The 19,177-nt window shown below is 66.2% G+C and carries 19 protein-coding genes; 13 read left to right on the forward strand and 6 right to left on the reverse strand.

Annotated features, from left to right (window positions below; translation table 11 throughout):
* The first annotated feature begins 5 nt into the window (after window positions 1-5).
* From PUN71_RS00640 to PUN71_RS00655, 4 genes are read left to right on the forward strand one after another with little or no spacing between them, the layout of a single operon-like run.
* On the forward strand, window positions 6-1,280 hold the full coding sequence (locus tag PUN71_RS00640) for an extracellular solute-binding protein (protein ID WP_277796956.1): 1,275 nt from the start codon (window positions 6-8) through the stop codon (window positions 1,278-1,280).
* Window positions 1,281-1,284: 4 nt separating this feature from the next.
* Entirely contained in the window at window positions 1,285-2,226 is a 942-nt protein-coding gene (locus PUN71_RS00645; protein ID WP_277796957.1) for a carbohydrate ABC transporter permease, read from the forward strand.
* A gap of 3 nt (window positions 2,227-2,229) precedes the next feature.
* Window positions 2,230-3,162, forward strand: coding sequence for a carbohydrate ABC transporter permease (locus PUN71_RS00650; RefSeq protein ID WP_043452375.1), 933 nt, complete (start codon window positions 2,230-2,232; stop codon window positions 3,160-3,162).
* 39 nt (window positions 3,163-3,201) lie between these two features.
* Window positions 3,202-4,947 carry a hypothetical protein gene (locus PUN71_RS00655; protein WP_283532388.1) on the forward strand — a complete coding sequence of 582 codons (1,746 nt, stop codon included), beginning with the start codon at window positions 3,202-3,204 and terminating at the stop codon, window positions 4,945-4,947.
* 39 nt (window positions 4,948-4,986) lie between these two features.
* On the opposite strand, the gene PUN71_RS00660 is transcribed toward PUN71_RS00655, so the two are convergent.
* Window positions 4,987-5,748 (reverse strand): CPBP family intramembrane glutamic endopeptidase, encoded by a 762-nt coding sequence (locus tag PUN71_RS00660; RefSeq protein WP_277796959.1) that lies wholly within the window; start codon window positions 5,746-5,748, stop codon window positions 4,987-4,989.
* A gap of 208 nt (window positions 5,749-5,956) precedes the next feature.
* Between PUN71_RS00660 and PUN71_RS00665 the strand changes: the two genes are divergently transcribed.
* On the forward strand, window positions 5,957-7,420 hold the full coding sequence (locus PUN71_RS00665) for an amino acid permease (RefSeq protein ID WP_043452372.1): 1,464 nt from the start codon (window positions 5,957-5,959) through the stop codon (window positions 7,418-7,420).
* A gap of 86 nt (window positions 7,421-7,506) precedes the next feature.
* On the opposite strand, the gene PUN71_RS00670 is transcribed toward PUN71_RS00665, so the two are convergent.
* On the reverse strand, window positions 7,507-7,887 hold the full coding sequence (locus tag PUN71_RS00670) for a dienelactone hydrolase family protein (RefSeq protein ID WP_502859870.1): 381 nt from the start codon (window positions 7,885-7,887) through the stop codon (window positions 7,507-7,509).
* 129 nt (window positions 7,888-8,016) lie between these two features.
* Here PUN71_RS00670 and PUN71_RS00675 point away from each other — a divergent pair, with 129 nt between their 5' ends.
* Window positions 8,017-9,087, forward strand: coding sequence for a DNA polymerase IV (locus PUN71_RS00675; protein ID WP_502859673.1), 1,071 nt, complete (start codon window positions 8,017-8,019; stop codon window positions 9,085-9,087).
* A 158-nt stretch (window positions 9,088-9,245) separates the two neighbouring features.
* On the opposite strand, the gene PUN71_RS00680 is transcribed toward PUN71_RS00675, so the two are convergent.
* Window positions 9,246-9,422, reverse strand: a complete 177-nt coding sequence (locus PUN71_RS00680) for a CsbD family protein (RefSeq protein ID WP_043452369.1) — start codon at window positions 9,420-9,422, stop codon at window positions 9,246-9,248.
* Window positions 9,423-9,551: 129 nt separating this feature from the next.
* Here PUN71_RS00680 and PUN71_RS00685 point away from each other — a divergent pair, with 129 nt between their 5' ends.
* The 4 genes from PUN71_RS00685 (at window position 9,552) to PUN71_RS00700 (ending at window position 13,263) form a co-directional block, all read left to right on the forward strand.
* Window positions 9,552-10,226: a pentapeptide repeat-containing protein gene (locus PUN71_RS00685; protein WP_277796960.1), complete on the forward strand. Its 675-nt coding sequence runs from the start codon at window positions 9,552-9,554 to the stop codon at window positions 10,224-10,226.
* A gap of 119 nt (window positions 10,227-10,345) precedes the next feature.
* Window positions 10,346-11,572, forward strand: a complete 1,227-nt coding sequence (locus tag PUN71_RS00690; RefSeq protein WP_277796961.1) for a thiolase family protein — start codon at window positions 10,346-10,348, stop codon at window positions 11,570-11,572.
* A complete protein-coding gene (locus tag PUN71_RS00695) occupies window positions 11,572-12,387 on the forward strand; it encodes an enoyl-CoA hydratase/isomerase family protein (protein ID WP_277796962.1) in 816 nt (271 codons plus the stop codon). Before PUN71_RS00690 ends, PUN71_RS00695 begins: the two co-directional genes overlap by 1 nt.
* Window positions 12,388-12,390: 3 nt before the next feature.
* Window positions 12,391-13,263: a 3-hydroxyacyl-CoA dehydrogenase family protein gene (locus tag PUN71_RS00700; protein ID WP_277796963.1), complete on the forward strand. Its 873-nt coding sequence runs from the start codon at window positions 12,391-12,393 to the stop codon at window positions 13,261-13,263.
* Between the two features lie 25 nt (window positions 13,264-13,288).
* Here PUN71_RS00700 and PUN71_RS00705 read toward each other — a convergent pair whose 3' ends face one another.
* The gene (locus tag PUN71_RS00705) at window positions 13,289-13,522 is read right to left on the reverse strand and encodes a DUF6480 family protein (protein WP_043452363.1); all 234 of its coding nucleotides are present in this window, start codon (window positions 13,520-13,522) and stop codon (window positions 13,289-13,291) included.
* Between the two features lie 74 nt (window positions 13,523-13,596).
* On the opposite strand from PUN71_RS00705, the gene PUN71_RS00710 reads away from it, so the two are divergent.
* Window positions 13,597-14,214 carry a GNAT family N-acetyltransferase gene (locus tag PUN71_RS00710; protein ID WP_277796964.1) on the forward strand — a complete coding sequence of 206 codons (618 nt, stop codon included), beginning with the start codon at window positions 13,597-13,599 and terminating at the stop codon, window positions 14,212-14,214.
* A gap of 40 nt (window positions 14,215-14,254) precedes the next feature.
* Here the strand turns inward: PUN71_RS00710 and PUN71_RS00715 are convergent, their stop codons facing one another.
* Window positions 14,255-15,160, reverse strand: a complete 906-nt coding sequence (locus PUN71_RS00715) for an SGNH/GDSL hydrolase family protein (RefSeq protein WP_277796965.1) — start codon at window positions 15,158-15,160, stop codon at window positions 14,255-14,257.
* 158 nt (window positions 15,161-15,318) lie between these two features.
* Here PUN71_RS00715 and PUN71_RS00720 point away from each other — a divergent pair, with 158 nt between their 5' ends.
* Both PUN71_RS00720 and PUN71_RS00725 read left to right on the forward strand, forming a co-directional pair.
* A complete protein-coding gene (locus tag PUN71_RS00720; RefSeq protein WP_502859681.1) occupies window positions 15,319-16,029 on the forward strand; it encodes a tyrosine-protein phosphatase in 711 nt (236 codons plus the stop codon).
* A 58-nt stretch (window positions 16,030-16,087) separates the two neighbouring features.
* A complete protein-coding gene (locus PUN71_RS00725) occupies window positions 16,088-18,310 on the forward strand; it encodes a S1 family peptidase (RefSeq protein WP_277796967.1) in 2,223 nt (740 codons plus the stop codon).
* Between the two features lie 65 nt (window positions 18,311-18,375).
* Here PUN71_RS00725 and PUN71_RS00730 read toward each other — a convergent pair whose 3' ends face one another.
* A complete protein-coding gene (locus PUN71_RS00730; protein ID WP_277796968.1) occupies window positions 18,376-19,083 on the reverse strand; it encodes a DUF4397 domain-containing protein in 708 nt (235 codons plus the stop codon).
* Window positions 19,084-19,177 lie beyond the last annotated feature (94 nt).

Consider the following 19,177-nt stretch of genomic DNA (forward strand, 5'->3'; position numbering starts at 1 on the left):
GAGCATTGTCAGAGAAGACAAGAATCTCCAGCATCAGCCGCCGCCAGTTCGGCCTGACGGCCTTCGGACTGTCAGCCTTGGCCGCGGGCCTCACGGCCTGTGGCGGGGGAGGAGGGGGTTCCTCGGACGCTGCGGCCAAGACCCTGCAGCTTATCCTGTCCGGCGACACCAACCAGGGCGGCGCCTTTGCTGCCGCGGCCAAGAAGTACAAGGAAGCCACCGGCGTCACCATCGAGGTGGTGGACGTTCCCACGGCCGACATCACCACGAAGCTCAAGAACGCGGCCACGGCAAACGACCTCCCGGCCCTGGCCCGCGTCACCGGGCTGGACCCGCTCTGGGCGAACCAGCTCCAGGACCTGTCAGACATTGCCAAGTCCCACGGGATCGACGAAAAGTACCTTCAGGAATCCCCGGACGGCATCATTCCTGCCATCCCCTCCGACCTCACCGCGGTGGGCCTGTTCGTGAACAAGAGCCTGTTCGACAAGGCCGGCGTCACATATCCGGCCGACATCGGGAATACCTGGACATGGGACGAGTTCATCACGGCCGTCAACCAGGTCCGCGAGAAGGCCGGCGCCAAGTACGGCGTGGTCATGGACCGTTCCGGGCACCGCCTGCGCGCCATGATGTACGAGTTCGGCAGCACCGCCTTCGCCAAGGAAAACGGCAAGTACACCGGGGATGCCAAGGCCGTGGAGACGCTGGAGTACTTCCGGAAGATCAACGACGACCAGACCATGCCCAAGTCCGTCTGGCTCAGCGGCGAGGACGGGAATGCCATGTTCAAGAGCGGCCAGGTTGCGGCTTACTACTCCGGAAGCTGGCAGGTTGCCGATTTCAACAAGAACATCAAGGACTTCGAATGGCTGTCGGTCCCGCTGCCGAAGAAGGAAGTGAACGCCACCAACCTGGGCGGCGGCTTCATGGTGGCCTTCAAGGACACCGGGGCGGACGAGGAAGCGAAGAAGTTCATCGACTGGTTCTATCAGGACGCCAACTACATCGAGTTCGCGCAGCTTGGCGGCTACCTGCCGGCCAAGGACCTCAAGGTGGAGTACCAGTTCCAGCAGCCATCATTCGAGCTCTACCAGAAGCAGATTGCCGGGAACCAGGCCAAGGGCGACAACGCCATCAAGCGCGTCGTGGCCGAGGCCTACGCCGAAACCCCGTTCTCGGGTGACCCGCTGCGCGAGGAGACCGTCAAGATGCTCTCCGGAAGCCAGGACGCCAAGACCACGGTGGATAACATCGTGAAGCTCTACAACGGAGCCTGATCCCGTGGCGCAACCAACCATCAGCACGGTGGCGGCGCCCGAAGCGCCAGCGCTGCCGCCCCGCAGCAAATCCGCACAGAAGCGCCGGAACCGCTACGTCATTGCGCCGCTGGTCCTGATCGGCGTCAACGTGGTCCTCTTCCTGGTCTTCTTCGTCTGGCCGGGGGCGCTGGGCCTGCTGTACTCCTTCACCGACTACCGCGGCATCGGCAAACTGCACTTCATCGGCCTGGCCAACTTCCAGAAGCTCTTTGCCGACGCCGCCTTCTACAGCGCGCTGGGCCGGACCTTCGCGTACACAGTCCTATCGGTCCCGCTGGTGTACGTCTGCTCCCTGGGCGTCGCAGCGCTGCTGGTCAGCAAGGCTGTGCGCGGCCGGACGGCAGCCAAAATGGTGATCTTCCTGCCCTGGCTGATTTCGCCCATCGTGGTCGGCGTCATTTGGAAGTGGCTGTTCGGCCAGGACTTCGGGTTCGTCAACTTCGTGATTTCCACGCTGGGCGGGAACCCCCTGCCCTGGTCAAGCGACGGCAACCTCGCCCTGGCCGTCGTCATCTTCGCCTCGGCCTGGGGCGGCACCGCCTTCAACATGCTGCTGTTCATTGCTGCGCTGAAGAACATCCCGGAGTCCCTGCTCGAGGCAGCGGAACTGGACGGGGCCAACGCGTGGCAACGCTTCCGGCACGTCACGCTCCCGGGGATCGCGCCGACGTCGTTCATGGTCATCCTGCTCTCCACCATCCATGCCATGAAGGAATTCGCCATGATCCAGGCGCTGACCGGTGGCGGACCGGGGACGCAGAACACGCTGATCGTGCAGTACATCTACAAAACCGGGTTCGAGCAGTCAAAGGTGGGCTACGCCAGCGCTGCCTCCATGGTGCTGATGGTGGTCCTCCTGGCCATCGCCCTCATCCAGCTGCGGTTCAACCGGAAGAAGGGCTGACCCATGGCTACAGCTGCCAACCTGCCTCCCGCCGTGGCGGAGGAACCCGTCCTGGGCGCGGAGCGCGCCTCCGCAACGCCCGCCAGGCGGGCGCGCCAGCGGCCGGGCAACACGGAACTCCGTGCCAAGGCATCCATCCCGCTGACCGTCCTGATGTGGCTGATCGCCGCCCTGTACGCACTGCCCCTGCTCTGGTTCCTGTTGAGCTCATTCAAACCAGGCAGTGAGTTGTTCAGTTACCCGCTGTCGATGATTCCCCGCGAATGGACGTTCCAGGGCTTTGTGGATGCCTGGGAACGGGTGGACTTCGCCCAGTACTTCCTGAACACGGCCACGGTGTCCATCGTGACCACCGTACTGACGGTCTTCTTCAGCGCGTGCACGGGATATGCGCTCGCCAAGTACAACAACAAGGGCACCAGGCTGTTCTTCGTCTGTATCCTCGCCACCACCATGCTCCCCACCGAGGTCATCCTGAACCCCACGTTCTCCGTGATCCGGGACCTTGGCCTGTACAACTCGCTGGCGGGCATCATTGTGCCGTCCGTGCTGACCGCCACCGGGGTATTCATGTTCCGGCAGTTCTTCCTCACGGTTCCGGACGACCTGCTGCACTCCGCCAGGATCGACGGCGCCGGCGAACTGGCCATCTTCTTCAGGATCATGCTGCCGCTCTCCAAGCCGATCCTCTTCACGCTGGCCATCTTCTCCTTCCAGTGGCGCTGGAACGACTACATCTGGCCGCTGATCGTGCTCAACGATCCCAAGTGGTACACCCTCCAGGTTGCCTTGCGGAGCATCGTGGGTGCGGAAAACATCGACTGGCCGGTCCTCCTGGGGGCTTCCGTGATTTCCCTCCTGCCCCTGGTACTGGTGTTCTTCGTCTTCCAAAAGTACGTGCTGAACGCGGATGTCAGCGCCGGCCTGAAGGACTAGGACGGTCCCGCACGGCGGGACCGGTGAAAGGCAGCAACAGTGCAGACAGCAACTGTGAACACAGCATTCCTTGACCAGGTGGCAGGGGCCGCGGACCGGCACGTGGACGCGTTCCTTGCAACGCACGACGGCGACGTTCCGGCCCTGGCGCACCGGCCCGCCATGGCCAGGCTGCTGGACCTGGTCACGGTCTATACCCAGCCCGGCTCCGCCTTCCATGGGGCGGAGCGGGCCGGCGCGGCGATGGCCGCGTGCCTGGACCGGCTGGAGGCGCTTCAGGGACCTACGGGCCTGTTCGACGGCACCAACCTGTGCTCGCCGCCGGACTCGGCGTTCACCCTCAATGACGTATGCCTGGCACTGCGGCTCATCCGCGGGACGGCTGTGCCGGGCCACCTGCTGCAACGGGTGGACGTGCGGCTGGCCGGCATCGTGGCGCGGTCCGTCGACGCCATGGTGGCGGGAGGGGTGCACACCCCCAACCACCGCTGGGAGCTTTGCGCGGCCCTGGCCCAGATCAACGTGCTCCAGCCGCGGCCTGATATTCCCGCCCGGATCGCCCAGTGGCTGGCGGAAGGCATCGACCAGCTGCCGGACGGCATGTACTCGGAGCGAAGTCCGCTGTACGCCACGGCCGTCACCAACCCGTCCCTGCTGGCCATTGCGGACTGCGCCGACCATCCGGAGCTTCTGGACCACGTCCGGCGCAACCTCACCGCCTTCCTGCCCTGGTTCAACGGTGACGGCACCGTGGAATCGCTGTTCTCCCGCCGGCAGGACCAATGGATGGCCTTTGACGCCGCCCCCTTCCTCCACTCCTACCTGCGACTGGCCGCACAGGACGGGCGGCCCGACTTTGCTGCCGCAGCCGCCTGGCTGGCCGGGCTTCAACTGCACGAACCCGCCAAGCTGTTGGCCCTCGCCAGGGTGGACCCGTGGCTGGCCGCGGCATGCCCGGCAGTACCGTCTGCCGCCGGGGAGCAGGCACTGGGCGGCGGCCAGCCACTGCCCCCGGCCTTGGCCCCGGGCGAGGCCGCATTGGAAAGTTGCGGGGTCTACCGCTTCCGTTCCGGCGGTTCGGTGGCCACGGTGTACGGCGGCTGCGACCCCCTGGTCCCGGGCGTGGGCTCGGGCCTGGCCACCAACCCCACATTCCTCCGCTTTGGCCACGGCGCGGCGCTGCTCTCCGACGTCCGGCTGTCCAGGAGCTTCTTCGACCTGGGCCCGTTCCGCAGCCAGCACACGGTCCGGCAGGGCAGCTCGGTGGTGCTCTCGGAGGAGGTGGAGGCGAACTTCTACCAGCCCTTGCCGCCGGACAAGGTGCGGGCAGATGGGATCTACGCCCTGGAGCACGAAGGCAGGTTCAGCGCCGGCATGGAGTTCAGCGCCCGCCCCGCCGACGTCCACCGGCTGGCGACGGAAATATCAGTGCACTGCGAGGGCCCCCAGGCCCGCATCGACATCGGTTTCGAGGGCACCAGGACCGCCTTTGCCCTGGAACTTACCTTCCGGCCGGGCGGGGTGCTCGACGGCGTCGAGCCTGCGGGTGCGCCCGGCACCTTCCAGTTGGTGGCCGGTACCGGCACGTACCGGGTTGGACGCGACGTCATCGAGTTCGGACCTGGCCTGGCAGCCGATCCGGATGCCCCGGCGGGCTACAACCCCGGCGAAAGCTACCGCTACCTTGGCGGCACCAACGCCGCCTTCGGCATCAAGGTTTACGTCACGGGCTGGACGAACGGCAGCAGCCGGTTCACGTGCCGGGGGTACACGCTGCCGGCTTAAGGCCACGGCGCGGGCGGGTGCGGGACAGAACGTGCAGGCCTACGCCTGCACATTCTGCATCTGTTCGAAAAGCTCCGGCGGGATGGCGTACACCAGCACCACCGCCAGCAGGTTCTTGGCTGCGTGCACCAGGTAGGAGAACATCACGTTCTTCCCGGTCCACATGTAGACGGACACCAGTGTGGCGCCCATCGCCAGGTACGGGAGCAACGCTGTGAGGGTGACCGCCTCCTGCCCCACGATGTGAAGCGCGGCGAACAGCACCACGGACAGCGCGCAGCAGATCCAGATGTTCACGCGCCTGCTGAGCTTGCCGATCAGCAGGTGGCGGAAGATGTACTCCTCCACGAACGGACCCACCACCACCAGCAGCGGAACCATCAACCACGCCGGTACCTGCTGCATCAGGGCCTGCAGTCCCGCCTGGTTCTGGGAGGTCTGCACCTGTCCGTTCGCCGCCACCACAATGGCCGTGAGAATCAGCATGGCGATGACGGCCGCCGGGACCATCAGCAGCGTGAACCATGGCCGGGTTGCCAGGACTTTGAGGTCACGGACCACCACCTTACGGGCCGCCACCAGCGCCAGTATTCCCACTGAGGCATAGAAAAGCAGATTCACAGCGTAGGAGGCAGCCGCAGGGGATGGGGCCACCTGCCGAAGGAGGGGTTCCACCAGATCCCCGGCGACTGCAAAGAAGCCGGCGATGGCAACGTACAGGCAGAGCGTCGCGCCGTCGATCGGCGAGAACCGGTACAGCTGCGGCTGCGGGGCGGGCGGTAAGCGGTGGGCTGTGGCCATGGTTTCAGCCTAGCGCCGCGCGCCCCCTGTGTAGTGCGCGTCACGTAGCACCCCGGACTGTCTTGTAGGATGGACAGGCCGCTTGAAGCTTCGGCAGTTCGTCGGATTGCCCTCACAAATGCTGGCCTCAAGGCTGAATGGCCGAATTTTGTGAGCTTGATCATACGAAGCCCGGATGCGGCCAACCCCCAACCCACAAGGAACAGTTGTGCCTCAAAGTACCCCCACAGACCTCAAGAACAGCACGGCCCCATCCGCCGCCGTCGTCGACCCCACCCTCAGCGCCGAGGGCTACAGCAAGACACTCGGCCGGCGCCATGTCACCATGATCGCCATGGGCGGCGCCATCGGCGTCGGCCTCTTCATGGGAGCCGGCGGACGCCTCGCGTCCACCGGCCCGGCCCTGGTTTTCTCCTACGCCATCGCCGGCGTGATCGCCTACCTGCTGATGCGTGCCCTGGGCGAACTCATCATGTACCGCCAGACCTCCGGCTCGTTCGTCAGCTATGCCGGCGAGATGTTCGGCAAGAAGGGCGCCTACCTCTCCGGCTGGATGTACTTCATCAACTGGGGCATGACAGGCATCGCCGAACTGATCGCCATTGGCCTGTACTTCCAGTTCTTCTTTCCCAATGTCCCGGTGGAAGCCTCAGCCATCGCCGCCCTGGCCCTGCTGGTCGCCGTGAACCTGCTCAGCGTCAAAGCGTTCGGCGAGTTCGAATTCTGGGCGTCATGCCTCAAGGTGGGCGCCATCCTGATCTTCCTGGCCGTGGGCACCTTCATGGTGGTCACCAATGCCCAGGTGGGCGGCGGCCACGCCTCCGTGGCCAACCTCTTCGCAGGTGAGGGCGGCATGTTCCCCAAGGGCGCCCTCGTGATGGTGCTGGTCCTCAACGCCGTCATCTTCGCCTACAACGGCATCGAACTCGTCGGCATCACGGCCGGTGAGATGCAGAACCCGGAACGCGAAGTGCCCAAGGCGATCCGCGCCGTCGTGCTCCGCATCGTGGTGTTCTACGTCGGTTCGGTGACCCTGCTCGCCATGCTGCTGCCGTCCGACCAGTACAAGGCCGGCACGTCCCCCTTCGTCACCGTCTTCGGCCAGATGGGCCTGGGCTGGGTGGGCGACGTGATGAACATGATCGTGATCACTGCCGCGCTGTCGTCCTGCAACTCGGGCCTCTACTCGATCGGCCGCGTGTTCCGCACCATGGCCAACAACGGCCACGCCCCGCAGTGGCTCACTAAAATGTCCTCCCGCCACGTCCCCTACGCGGCCATCCTCGCCATCGCGGCGTTCTACCTGGTGGGCATCATGCTGAACATCTGGCTGGGCGGATCGCACGCGTTCGACCTCGCCCTGAACACCGCCTCGATCGGCGTGATCTTCTGCTGGGGCTCCATCTTCGCCAGCCAGATCGTACTGCGGAAGAAGAAGGGCGCCGTGTCATCCCTGCCCATGCCGGGGTCACCCTGGACCAGCTGGGCCGGCCTGCTGGGGCTGCTGGCCATCACGGTGCTGATCGGTTTCGACACCATGACCAGCAAGGACGGCGAGGTGTTCTACCTGGGGCTGTGGACCCTGGCCACCATCCCCTTCTTCGCGCTGGTCCTGTGGCTTGGCTGGCAGAAAGTCAAGAACAACGAGCCCAAGAGCGAGCTTTACAGCTGACGGCTCCAAGACCACGTCCGACGGCGGGACGCCCCTTCAGTGGGCGGCCCGCCGTCGTCGTTTCACCGGACAGTCCGGTGCCCCGCCTAGCCTTTCAGGTAGCGGGCGAAATGGTCCTCGATGCGCTGCCAGGCTTCCGGTGACGACTCCGGATCCGGACCAACGCCCATGACCCGCATCAGCGGCCTGAGGAGAACCGGCCCCATTTCTTCATCGTTGAGGAAGGAGTGGCCGGCGCCGGGGAATTCCTTCACGCTGTGCTCGATGCCCAGCTCGCCAAGAGCGGAGTCGAGCCGCGCGGCCGCACCCTTCAGCGACCGGTCCGCACCGCCGTAGTTGGCCACGATCGGGCAGGCGCCGCGCAGTGCCTCCACCAGGTCTTCCTGCCCTTTTCCAGGCAGCCGGCCGTAGTTCACCGAGGCGGCGGCCGTGCAGGGAAGGGGACCCGCCGGCAGCGCTGCCTGCAGCGCTGAGGTCTACGTTGGTCATGGGCCAAGGCTAACCCGCCGTCCCTGCGGAGCCCCTGTGCGCCCCGGGGTATTCGACGGCGGGAGGCGGGGTGGTGCGTGCTGCGTGGCCGGGGCAGACTGGGGCTTGTGAGCGAACCGTGGGTGCTGCATGTGGACCTTGACCAGTTCATCGCTGCCGTTGAGGTGCTGCGAAGACCTGAACTGGCCGGCAAGCCCGTCATTGTGGGCGGACGCGGCGACCCCACCGAGCGGGCCGTGGTGTCCACCGCGTCCTACGAGGCCAGGGCCTACGGGGTGGGGTCCGGGATGCCGCTGCGCATCGCTGCGCGGAAAGTACCCGATGCCGTCATCCTGCCCGTGGACCATGAGGCCTACCTTGACGCGTCGGACAAGGTCATGGCGGTCCTGCGCTCCCAGCCGGGAACCACTGTCCAGGTGCTCGGCTGGGATGAGGCATTCGTCGGCCTTGAGACGGCTGATCCCGAAGCCTCTGCCCGCCGGCTGCAGGAGGCTGTCCTTGCGGAAACACGCCTGCACTGCAGCGTCGGCATCGGGGACACCCTGGTGCGTGCCAAGGTCGCGACGACGTTCGGCAAACCCGCGGGCGTTTTCCGCCTCACCCAAGCGAATTGGCTTGGGGTCATGGGGGAGCGGCCCACCATCGACCTCTGGGGTGTGGGAAAGGCAGTGTCCCGCCGGCTCGCCACCCTTGGGATCAATACTGTTGCTGAACTGGCGGCTGCCAACCCCGATGACCTGGTTCCGGAGTTCGGGCCAAGAATGGGCCCTTGGTACGCGCAACTGGGACGGGGAGACGGCTCCCGGATTGTCGATGACACCCCATGGGTGGCGCGCGGGCACAGCCGCGAGACCACTTTCCAGCGGGACCTGACCGACGGGGCACAGATTGAGGACGCCGTCCGGGAGCTGGCCGCGCACGTCCTGGAGGATGTCGCCGCCGAAGGCAGGCCCGTTACCGGCGTGACGCTGAAGGTGCGCTATGCCCCATTCACCACCAAAACCTATGCACGCAAGATCCCTGAAACCTCGGATCCTGCCGTCGTCCTGGCAACTGCGCTCGACCTGCTGTCCAGGATCGAGCCGGGGCACCCGATCCGGCTGCTCGGCCTGCGGGCCGGCATGACCATGCCCGAAGATTCCCGGAAGGGCCACACACCCACCCGCAGCGGCTGGTGAGCCCATCCATTGCTCCGTACTTGTCGTTTTGACCCCTCAAAACGACAAGTACGGAGCAGTCGATGACGAGTGGACAGCGAAACGGCGGCAGATCCAGTGGACCCGCCGCCGTCAGGCTGGAGCAGCACGCCGTTCGCTGCGGCTGCCCCAGCAAGGAACTAGTCGCGCTTGAACTCGTCCTTGACACTTTCGCCGACCTTCTTGGCGTCTGCCTTGACCTGGTCGGCCTGGCCTTCCGCCTTCAGTCGGTCATTGTCGGTTGCGTTGCCGGCAGCTTCCTTGGCCTTGCCGCCAAGGTCTTCCGCCGCGTTACTGATCTTGTCTCCGAGGCCCATGGTTCCGGCCTCCTTTCGTCTCGATCGATCAACCGTGCCCTCCCACGATAAGCAAAGCTTGCTTATTATTTCAAGGGCCCCGCAGGTGGACATCCTGTTCGGTGCCGGGAGCGCCGCTAGGCTCTGGTTATGAATACAGCGCGCGGCAGGAGTGCGGCCAAGGTGGCGCCACCCCGAATCTCTCAGGTGGAACTGCAGGACCTCGAGGACTGCCCGGACCTCGTCTTTCCGGACGGCGGAAGGCAGGACGGTGCCCATTTCCACCGTCCCGCCGCCGACGGCCTGGACCTGGGCGGCGCCACCTTCGCGGAGTGCCGGTTTGATGGCGCATCCTTCCATGAGACGCAGCTCCGGGGAGCCTCCTTCCGCGACTGCATCCTGGCTGAGCCGTATGCGCCTGTCTTCCGGGCTGCCCGCAGCACGTGGCGTGATGTTGAATTCCGCAATCCCCGCCTGGGGTCGGCCGAAGCCTACGAAAGCGGCTGGCAGTCAGTCCGGATCGAAGGCGGCAAGCTTGACTTCCTCAACCTCCGAGGCGCAAAGCTCACCGACGTGCTGATCAGCGGCTGCATCATCAACGAACTGGACCTTGGCGGCGCCACCGCAACCCGCGTGAAGCTGCAGGACTGCACGGTGGGGTCCCTCGACCTCGCCGGCGCCAAGCTGAAGGATTTCGACCTTCGGGGCACCGGGTTCCGCAGGATCAGCGGGCTGGGCAGCCTGGCAGGCCTGGTGATTGATGAGTACCAGCTAGGGCTGCTCGCGCCCCACCTTGCCGCGCACCTGGGGGTGACCGTCCTGTAACCGGATGCGCATCCTGGCCGTTGCCGTGTACCATTTACAGAACGAACGGTCGGTAAGTAGAGTTTTCTCCTGTCCGCGCCGCCGATGACAGTGCTGTTTATCGCGTGAAGGGTGTTTCCATGGCTGCAACCGCAGGTCCGCAGGCTTTCCTTGTAGGCGGGGTCCGAACGCCGGTGGGCAGGTACGGAGGCGCCTTGTCCTCCGTCCGGCCGGATGACCTGGCAGCGCTGGTGCTCCGGGAAGCCGTGGAACGCGCCGGCCTGGATCCTGAGGGCATCGACGAGGTCATCCTGGGCAACGCCAACGGTGCGGGTGAGGAGAACCGGAACGTGGCGCGGATGGCCACCCTCCTGGCCGGGCTTCCGCTCCACATCCCCGGGATCACCGTTAACCGGCTCTGCGCCTCGGGCCTCAGCGCCATCATCCAAGCCAGCCACATGATCAAGGCCGGTGCCGCCGACATCGTCATCGCCGGCGGCGTGGAGTCCATGAGCCGGGCTCCCTGGGTTCAGGAAAAGCCCACCAGCGCGTTCGCCAAACCGGGCCAGATCTTTGACACCTCCATTGGCTGGCGGTTCACCAACCCGCACTTCCAGCACGGCGGCCTGTCACGGGACGGAAAGATGACCTACTCCATGCCGGAGACGGCAGAGGAAGTGGCCCGTGTGGACAACATCTCCCGCGAGGATGCCGACGCGTTTGCCGTCCGCTCCCACCAACTGGCCCTCGACGCCATCGAAGCCGGCCGCTTCAAGGACGAGATTGTTCCGGTCACCGTCAAAACCCGGAAAGCCGAAACTGTCGTGGACACCGATGAAGGCCCCCGCCCCGGCACCAGCATGGACGTCCTGGCGGGGCTGAAGCCCGTGGCCCACGGCGGCTCCGTGGTCACGGCCGGTAACTCCTCGTCCCTGAACGACGGCGCGTCCGCCATCATCGTCGCCTCGGAAGCAGCCATTGAGCGGCTCGGGCTCACACCCCGCGCCCGGATCATCGACGGCGCCTCTGCCGGCTGCGAACCGGAAATTATGGGCATCGGCCCCGTCCCTGCCACCCAGAAGGTGCTGAAGCGCAGCGGCCTGAGCGTCGGCGACGTGTCCGCCGTCGAGCTTAACGAAGCTTTTGCCACCCAGTCCCTGGCCTGCATCCGGCGCCTGGGGCTGGAACCGGACATCGTAAACCGCGACGGCGGCGCCATCGCCCTGGGGCACCCGCTCGGTTCCAGCGGGTCACGGCTCGCCATCACCCTGCTGGGACGGATGGAACGCGAAGACGCAAAGATCGGCCTCGCCACCATGTGCGTCGGCGTTGGACAGGGCACCGCCATGCTGCTGGAGAAGATCTGATGGCCGCCGCTGTGGACCTGGCGTCCGAAAAGTTCTCCGCGCTGCTCGTGGAGGAGCGCGAGGACCGGGTGGTGGTGCTGCTCAACCGGCCCGAGGTGAAGAACGCGATCGACCAGCAGATGGTGGACGAACTGCACACCGTGTGCGCCGCGCTGGAACAAAACCCCAAAGTGCTGATCATCGCCGGCGTGGAAGGAGTCTTCGCCTCCGGCGCCGATATTGCCCAGCTGCGCGAACGCCGGCGCGATGATGCCCTGCAGGGCATCAATTCCACCATCTTCGTGCGGATCGCCAAGCTGCCCATGCCGGTCATCGCCGCACTTGACGGGTATTGCCTGGGCGGTGGGGCGGAACTCGCCTACGCCGCGGACTTCCGGATCGGCACGCCCAACGTGCGGATCGGCAACCCGGAAACGGGGCTGGGAATCCTGGCGGCGGCCGGAGCCAGCTGGCGGCTCAAGGAACTCGTGGGTGAGCCGTTGGCCAAGCAGATCCTGCTGGCCGGGCTGGTCCTTGGCGCCGAGGAAGCCAAAGCGGCCAACCTCATCACCGAAATCCATGATCCCGCAGACCTCCTGGAAGCCGCCCACAGCCTGGCAAACCGGATCGGGCGCCAGGATCCGCTGGCCGTGCGCATCACCAAGTCGGTCTTCCATGCACCGGCCGAAGCGCACCCGCTGATCGACCAGCTGGCCCAAGGCATCCTCTTCGAATCCCAGGCCAAGTTCGACCGCATGCAGGCTTTCCTGGACCGCAACGCTGCCAGGAAAGCCACCGGCGCTCCCGCCTCTGCCAATTCCGCCGACGGAAAGTAGACCATGACTGACTCAATAGTGAACCCCGGCCTCCCCTCCCTGGTGGGGGTGCTTGGTGGCGGCCGCATGGGTGCCGGGATTGCGCACGCGTTCCTCATCAAGGGGGCCGATGTCCTGGTGGTGGAGCGCGACGAACAGTCCGCCGAGGCTGCCCGCGAACGGGTGGAATCCGCGGCGGCGAAGAGCATCGAGCGCGGGGCCACAGACGCAAACCTTGATGAGCTTGTTTCCCGGCTTACTGTCGGCGTGGACTATGACGCCTTCCAGGACCGCCAGCTGGTGGTGGAAGCCGTCCCCGAAGACTGGGACCTTAAAGTCACGGCACTGCGCGGGATCGAGGAACGGCTGGCGGACGCCGCCTGCATAGCCTCCAACACCTCCTCCCTGTCCGTCAACGGGCTGGCCCGGGAGCTGAAGCGGCCGGAAAACTTCCTGGGGCTGCACTTCTTCAACCCGGTCCCGGCGTCCACCCTCATCGAAGTGGTGCTGGGGGAGCGCACGTCCCCCGGACTCGCTGCCGCCGCCAAATCCTGGGTTGAGGCACTCGGTAAGACCGCCGTCGTCGTGAATGACGCTCCGGGGTTCGCGTCCTCACGCCTGGGAGTCGCCATCGCGCTGGAGGCCATGCGCATGGTGGAGGAAGGCGTCGCTTCAGCCGAGGACATCGACAACGCGATGGTGCTCGGCTACAAACATCCCACCGGGCCGCTCAGGACCACGGACATCGTGGGCCTGGACGTGCGCCTGGGGATCGCGGAATACCTGCAGTCCACACTTGGCGACCGGTTCGCGCCCCCGCAGATCCTGAAGGACAAGGTGGCCCGGGGTGAGCTGGGGCGCAAGACGGGCAAGGGCTTTTTCGACTGGCCCAGCTAAGGCTGTCCGGCTCCCGCAGGAGGGCTTAGTCGAAGAAGCCCACGATGTAGCCGATGAAGTACAGCAGGCACAGCACGACCACCACGCCGATAATGGCGATCCACAGGAACTGCGTGCCCTTCCGGGTGCCGTGCTCTTCGTGGCCCTGGGGCCCTGCGGTGGATGCTTCTGCCGGCGGGGTTTCCCCGGGCGGCACGCCGCCGCCGGGCTCCAGGCCGGTGACCTTGTCGTCCTCGGGATCCGGGTTGGTTCCTGACACATTAACTCCCTCGCTCGACATCGCGCTGCTGTCCCCAGCCTAACGCGGCCCATGGAGGGGCCTAGGCTGGTGCAGTGACTTTCCTTGAACCCCTTACCCTGACGGGACGCTACGTAATCCTGGAGCCGCTCGCTGAAGAGCACCACGACGGCCTGGTGGAGGCCGCCAGGGACGGCGAGCTGTGGACGCTCTGGTACACGTCCGTGCCCTCGCCGCAGGGCATGGCCGCGGAAATCCGGCGCCGGCTCGCGCTGCAGGAACAGGGCTCGATGCTCCCCTTCACCACGCGGCTGATTGACCCCGGCACCGGGGGCCCGGGGCGGATCATCGGCATGACCACCTACATGAACATCGACGCCGCAACGCCCCGGGTGGAAATCGGCTCCACCTGGAACGCGGCGTCTGCGCAGGGGAGCGGCACCAATCCCGACTCCAAGCTGCTGCTGCTCCGGCATGCCTTCGAGGTGGTCGGCTGCCCGGCCGTGGAGTTCCGCACGCACTGGCTGAACCACCAGTCGCGGGAGGCAATCGCGCGGCTCGGTGCCAAGCAGGACGGCGTATTGCGCAGCCATTCACGGACCAGCGACGGAAACCTCCGGGACACGGTGGTGTTCTCCATCCTGGACCACGAATGGCCTGCTGTCCGCGCAGGCCTGGAATACCGGCTGGACCGGCGCGGACAGGGGCAGTAGCGGGCTAGTGGAGCGTCAGTTGGGCAGGCTTGGCGGCCTCCTAGGGTCGGGCGAGTTGCGTCAGTTTCACGGACGCGAGCAGCGCCGCGGCATATTGGGCGTGTCCTTCCAGATTGGGGTGGAAGCTGCGGGGATCGAATTGCAGCACCCCGTTGGAGTCCAGTGAGGCGGCGAGGAAGATCCAGGGCGCCGCGGTGTTCACTTCATGTCCGGCAAATCGAGCCGTGACGTCGACAAACTGAGCGTTTGCCCCGTATAAAGCGTTGGCTGTGGCCACGGATGCGGCAATGGTGGTATTCAGTAACGCCGTTCCCTGGTTTACGAGGGCTTGATTTTCGACTGGGATAACCGGTGCGCCCAAGGTGTTGAACAGGCGGGGATATCCGAGCACCACAACCCGGGCGCGGGGCGCCTGGTTATGAATGGCAGCAAGTACCTTGATCAAGTCGGCCCCCACGCTTGGCATGGTGGCGGTCGACGCTGCAAGTGACTGGCTGCAAGTGGAGGTCGCGGATGTTGCGCAGGTAAAGAGAACGGTGTTTACGCCGACATCATTGGCGCCCGCTGTCATGCTGACGAGTTCAGTGTCTTTCGAGAGCTTCCCTGACGTGACCAAGCTGGCAAGCTGGTCGATCACGCTGGGAACGCCGTCCCACGTGGGCTTGGTCAGGAGGGATCCGTGGCAGGCTTCGTTGTCCGCAAGCTCGACCAAGGCTTCCTGGTTAACGATGTCCACGTAGCCGCCGGGGGTTTGGGTGCACGGCAGTGTGGGCGTAAAAGGTCCCGCGCCGGTGCCGGCTGTGTAGGAGTCGCCCAGTGCCACGTAGTCAACGTCGCGGTGCTGGGTGGCCGCTTCGGCTGGCATCGCCGTCGCGCCCAGCGCCATTGCCAGGCTGGCGACGCCGGCCAGAAAGGCCGAGTGCCGCCGTCGTACTGAGATCTTCATCTGTTTGTCCCCTGTTGTGTCGTACTGCCCCGCAGTGGGGCTGGAGAATGTCAGGCTATCCAGCGACCACTAAGTGCGCCCGGGCCGGGAAGCCCTTTCTTAAGCGCTGGTTTTGGGTTATGTGGTTAGCTGTGCGGATGGACACAAGGGGCAGGCCCGTGGACTGGGATGGTGCTGTCAACGCGTGGCACGTCTCCGGGGGCATCTACAGGATGGGCCGGCGTGAATGGCTCACCCTGGCGGGGTGGCGGCAGGCGTTCGACGACGGCGTCCGCACCGTCGTGGATCTTCGCAACAGCGGCGAGGGGCAACGCCGAAACACTGACCCGGTGCTGCCCGCCGGGGCGATGGGCGGCATCGACGTGCTGCACGCTCCCACGGAAGAGCCCGGCGACCCGCGGTTTACAGCCCTTACCGGACCCTACCTGAACGATCCTGCCCACTATGCCGCGAATGCACGTCTTTTTCCGGAGAAGCTGGTGGGGGTCTTCCGTGCCATCGCCTCGGCCGCGCCCAAGGGGGACGTCCTGCTGCACTGTGCGGCCGGGCGCGACCGCAGCGGAATGGTGGCCGCCATGGTCCAGGACCTGGCGGGCGACTCCGACGACGCAATTGCCGAGGGCTACCGGCGGGCGGCCCGCGGCATCAACGAGCGCTACCGCACCCACGGGCCACCGCACAGCCGTGAACGCTACCTGGAGGAGGCCGAGCTTGGACCCCTCCTGGAGCAGCGCGGGCTCGCCGTCGTGGCGTTCGTCCGGGGCCTGGATACCCGCTCCTACCTGCTGTCCAACGGGCTGAGCCCCGCCGATCTGGAATCCGTGCTGGCCATTTGCCGGGTCGGCGCCGATACACTGGGACCAGTGTGACTCATGTGACGTGAGGTGCTCCTGTTCCTCTGTCACGATGATCGGCAGAGAGACGGACATGATCGGGACAACACCATCAGGCGCCAGGACCTCCCCGCAGCCAAAGCTGGGGTCCAACGCGGACACTATGCGGCGGAGGCTCTCGCTGGGCGCAGCAGCCGGTGTGCTGGCGTCATCCGTATTCGTGGCAGCCCCTGCTTTCTCCGCAGGTGAACCCGACGGCGGGCAGTCCCCGCAGCCGCGCGGCGCTTCGGGCACCGTTGCCCAGGCCACCGCGGCTCCGACGGCAGCTACAACCGGTCTGTCCCAGGCAGCGCTGGATGATGCGGTGCAGCGGGACCTCAAGATGACGCCGCAGGAATTCGAGGCGGCAGGTGAGCTGGGCGCGCGTGCAGCAGCCGCGGCTGTCCAGCTGCGCCAGCTTCCGGGTTACGTGGGCATCCGCATCGAGGGCCGCACCATCATCGTGACCGGATCGGGCGGCGACCTGGAGAAGGCGATTGCCGGTCTTGCCGGCAATGCTTTCCCCTTCTCGCTCGAAGCGCCCGCTGCGCAGCCGCCCACGGCCCCGTCGGCTCCCTCGCCCTCCACGGCTGCGGACAGCTCCAGGTCGCAACTGGCACTGAGCACCCGGCAGCTGTTCCAGGCGTACATCCGCGACGTCGGACCGCAGGGTTTGCAGGCAGTCATGGCAGCCGGGGGGAAATTCGTGATCAGGACCGGCGGAATCAACACGCCGGAGGCGCTTTCCGCCACCTCCCCCGCAGCCGGGGCAGACGCCGGGGTCAAGGGCACCGGCAAGGTTTCCCCTGAACAGTTTGTGTCCCGCTACGCCAACGTGGAGCTCGACGGCGGGACTCCGCTCAAGCCCGAGGCGGACGTCCCAGGCGGCGTCGGTTATCAGACGGACCTGGGGTTCATTTGCTCCACCGGTTTCTCGGCATTCGACCCGGCGGGCCTTCCCGCCGTCCTCACTGCCGGCCACTGTGCGTCGGACGGCGCCGCGAAGACTGCCACGCTGGAATTCCAGGGAGTGCGCGCGGGGCTGCTGGGAAAGTTCGGCTTCAGCCAGTTCGGCGGCCCCGGTAACTCCAGGGTTGTCGAGAATCCACTGGACCCCAACAACCCGGGAAACGTGGGAACAGATATCTCGGTCGTCCAGTCGCTGCGGCAGGACATCGATCCGCTTCCTGCCGCCAGTACCTGGGGCGATCCGTCAGAGCCCGGGCCGGATGTGAAGATCATTGGTTCTGCTGATCCGGTGGTCGGAATGCCTGTTTGCCGGTCCGGCCGGACCTCGGCCTGGTCCTGTGGATCTGTTGACGCCGTCGGCATCTTCATTGTTCCCGGTCCGGATCATGGCACCGACGCCACGGACCTGCGGGCATACAACGGCTTCCTGTCCTACGGCGTGCAGTCCAGCGGCGGCGACTCCGGAGGCCCCTACGTCTCCGGCAACTACGCAGTGGGCACGCACGCGGCGGGGGACACTCCCGATGCGAACGGTAACGTGATCCGGAATTTCGCCGTCGGCGCCACCCTGCGGGACAGCCTGGCCGTGCTGCCCGGCTACCAGCTGGAACTCTTCCTCAACAAGCCTGCCGTCACGGCGCCCGCGCCTGCCGAAACCTACCAGCCGGGCCAGGTCATTACCGGCCAGGTTCCCGCAGCACCCGCGTCGGCCGTGGCCGCTGGTTCCACGGTCCGGGTGACACTCGAGGGGAAAGACCCCTTTGAGGTACCCGTGGACGGCGCCGGCAACTGGAGCTTCACGGCCCCGCAGGGCACCGAAACGCTGAAGTTCACGGCCGAAACGGTGAACGGGTACAGCATGTCTGGGGCCAGCAGTTTCGAGTTTGCGGCCGCCGCGGCGGAACCACCGACCCCAACGCCAAGTCCGACTGCATCGCCGACGGCGACCCCAACGGCAAGCCCGACTCCCACAGCGCCCACGCCGGGCACTCCCGTGCCAAGCAGCCCTGCTCCTTCGCCAACCAGCGCTGCACCAACCACCCCTGCCCCAACCCCCGCAGACCCGTCGCCTGCCCTGCCGACTGAAACTGCCGCCGTCGTACCTCCGCCGGCGGCCAGCCCGACTCCCAGCGCACCACCTGCGGACCTTGCCAACACGGGTGGGCGCGATGATCCTGGCGCCGGCGCGCTGGCCTCCACCGGAGCGTCGGGGGTGATCACCGCCGCGGCCTGGGCGGCGGGAGCCCTCGCCGTCGGAATCCTGCTCATGGTCCTTGTCCGCCGGCGGAACAGGCGTGCATCACGGTAACCGCGCCGGGCAGGGCCTCCGCCAGGAGGCCCTGCCGGCTGCGATACCACCGGTGACTTCGCCGGTTAGTCGTGCTCGTCGCAGTTCTCCTTGCCGCCAACTACCTGGACGGCCACGTTCAGGGTGTTGTCGGCCAGGCTTCCCCAGGCGTAGACGATGGTGTTCTTCCCGGCTTCAACGGTGATGTCCGCTGGGCCGATCACGGGATCGGTGGTCCCGGCTGCGGCTACCGAGGCTGAGATGGTCCCGGCCTTCAGCTTCAGGGTGGCTTCGTCAGGGTTGCTGAGGTCCTCAATCACCGCGGATCCGCCGGCCAGGACGTCAACAGCGGGGGCTGCGGCAACGTGCCGGACGGTCAGCTTGCCCTTCTTGTCGTTCCGTGGGGCCTTCGTGTCGTTCTCGAAGAGCGATGCGGTGGGGGTGCCGTCCGCGGCGAGGTGCGCCACGGCCGTGTAGTTGCGGCCCTCGTCGAGCTCCACGTCGACCGGGCCGATCACCGGGTGCTCCGCACTGGTGGCGTCCGCCGCGGTAATGGCGATCGTGTAGTCGCCCTCGGCCAGTTCCAGCGGGTCGGCCAGCGTCCCCGGGGTGAAATCATCGAGGGTGCGCTCCCCGTTCACCCACACGTCCACGGTCAGGCCCGGGACCCCGTGCAGGACGGACAGCAGGACGGGATCATCATGATGGTGCCGGCCGCTGGCCTGTGCGGGGGCGGCGAAGGCCAGTGAAGCGGCAAGGGAAAGTGCTCCAGCGGCGTAGGTCATTTTGCGCATGTCGAACTCCTTGGGTGAAGCCCGGTAGCCGGGCTGAGGATGCTTACGCGCTTACTACCGCCAAAGCACCGCCCCTGGATGCACGGCCCGGCAT

The organism is Arthrobacter sp. NQ7 (assembly GCF_029581595.2).
Classification (GTDB): domain Bacteria; phylum Actinomycetota; class Actinomycetes; order Actinomycetales; family Micrococcaceae; genus Arthrobacter; species Arthrobacter phenanthrenivorans_B.

Excerpts from the sequence above, each read along its gene's own strand:
- PUN71_RS00650 (WP_043452375.1), top strand. The coding sequence starts at position 2,230 with ATGGCTACAGCTGCCAACCTGCCTCCCGCCGTGGCGGAGGAACCCGTC.
- PUN71_RS00660 (WP_277796959.1), bottom strand. The coding sequence starts at position 5,748 with ATGGCCACAGCCCACCGCTTACCGCCCGCCCCGCAGCCGCAGCTGTAC.
- PUN71_RS00680 (WP_043452369.1), bottom strand. The coding sequence starts at position 9,422 with ATGGGCCTCGGAGACAAGATCAGTAACGCGGCGGAAGACCTTGGCGGC.
- PUN71_RS00685 (WP_277796960.1), top strand. The coding sequence starts at position 9,552 with ATGAATACAGCGCGCGGCAGGAGTGCGGCCAAGGTGGCGCCACCCCGA.
- PUN71_RS00690 (WP_277796961.1), top strand. The coding sequence starts at position 10,346 with ATGGCTGCAACCGCAGGTCCGCAGGCTTTCCTTGTAGGCGGGGTCCGA.
- PUN71_RS00695 (WP_277796962.1), top strand. The coding sequence starts at position 11,572 with ATGGCCGCCGCTGTGGACCTGGCGTCCGAAAAGTTCTCCGCGCTGCTC.
- PUN71_RS00700 (WP_277796963.1), top strand. The coding sequence starts at position 12,391 with ATGACTGACTCAATAGTGAACCCCGGCCTCCCCTCCCTGGTGGGGGTG.
- PUN71_RS00715 (WP_277796965.1), bottom strand. The coding sequence starts at position 15,160 with ATGAAGATCTCAGTACGACGGCGGCACTCGGCCTTTCTGGCCGGCGTC.
- PUN71_RS00725 (WP_277796967.1), top strand. The coding sequence starts at position 16,088 with ATGATCGGGACAACACCATCAGGCGCCAGGACCTCCCCGCAGCCAAAG.
- PUN71_RS00730 (WP_277796968.1), bottom strand. The coding sequence starts at position 19,083 with ATGCGCAAAATGACCTACGCCGCTGGAGCACTTTCCCTTGCCGCTTCA.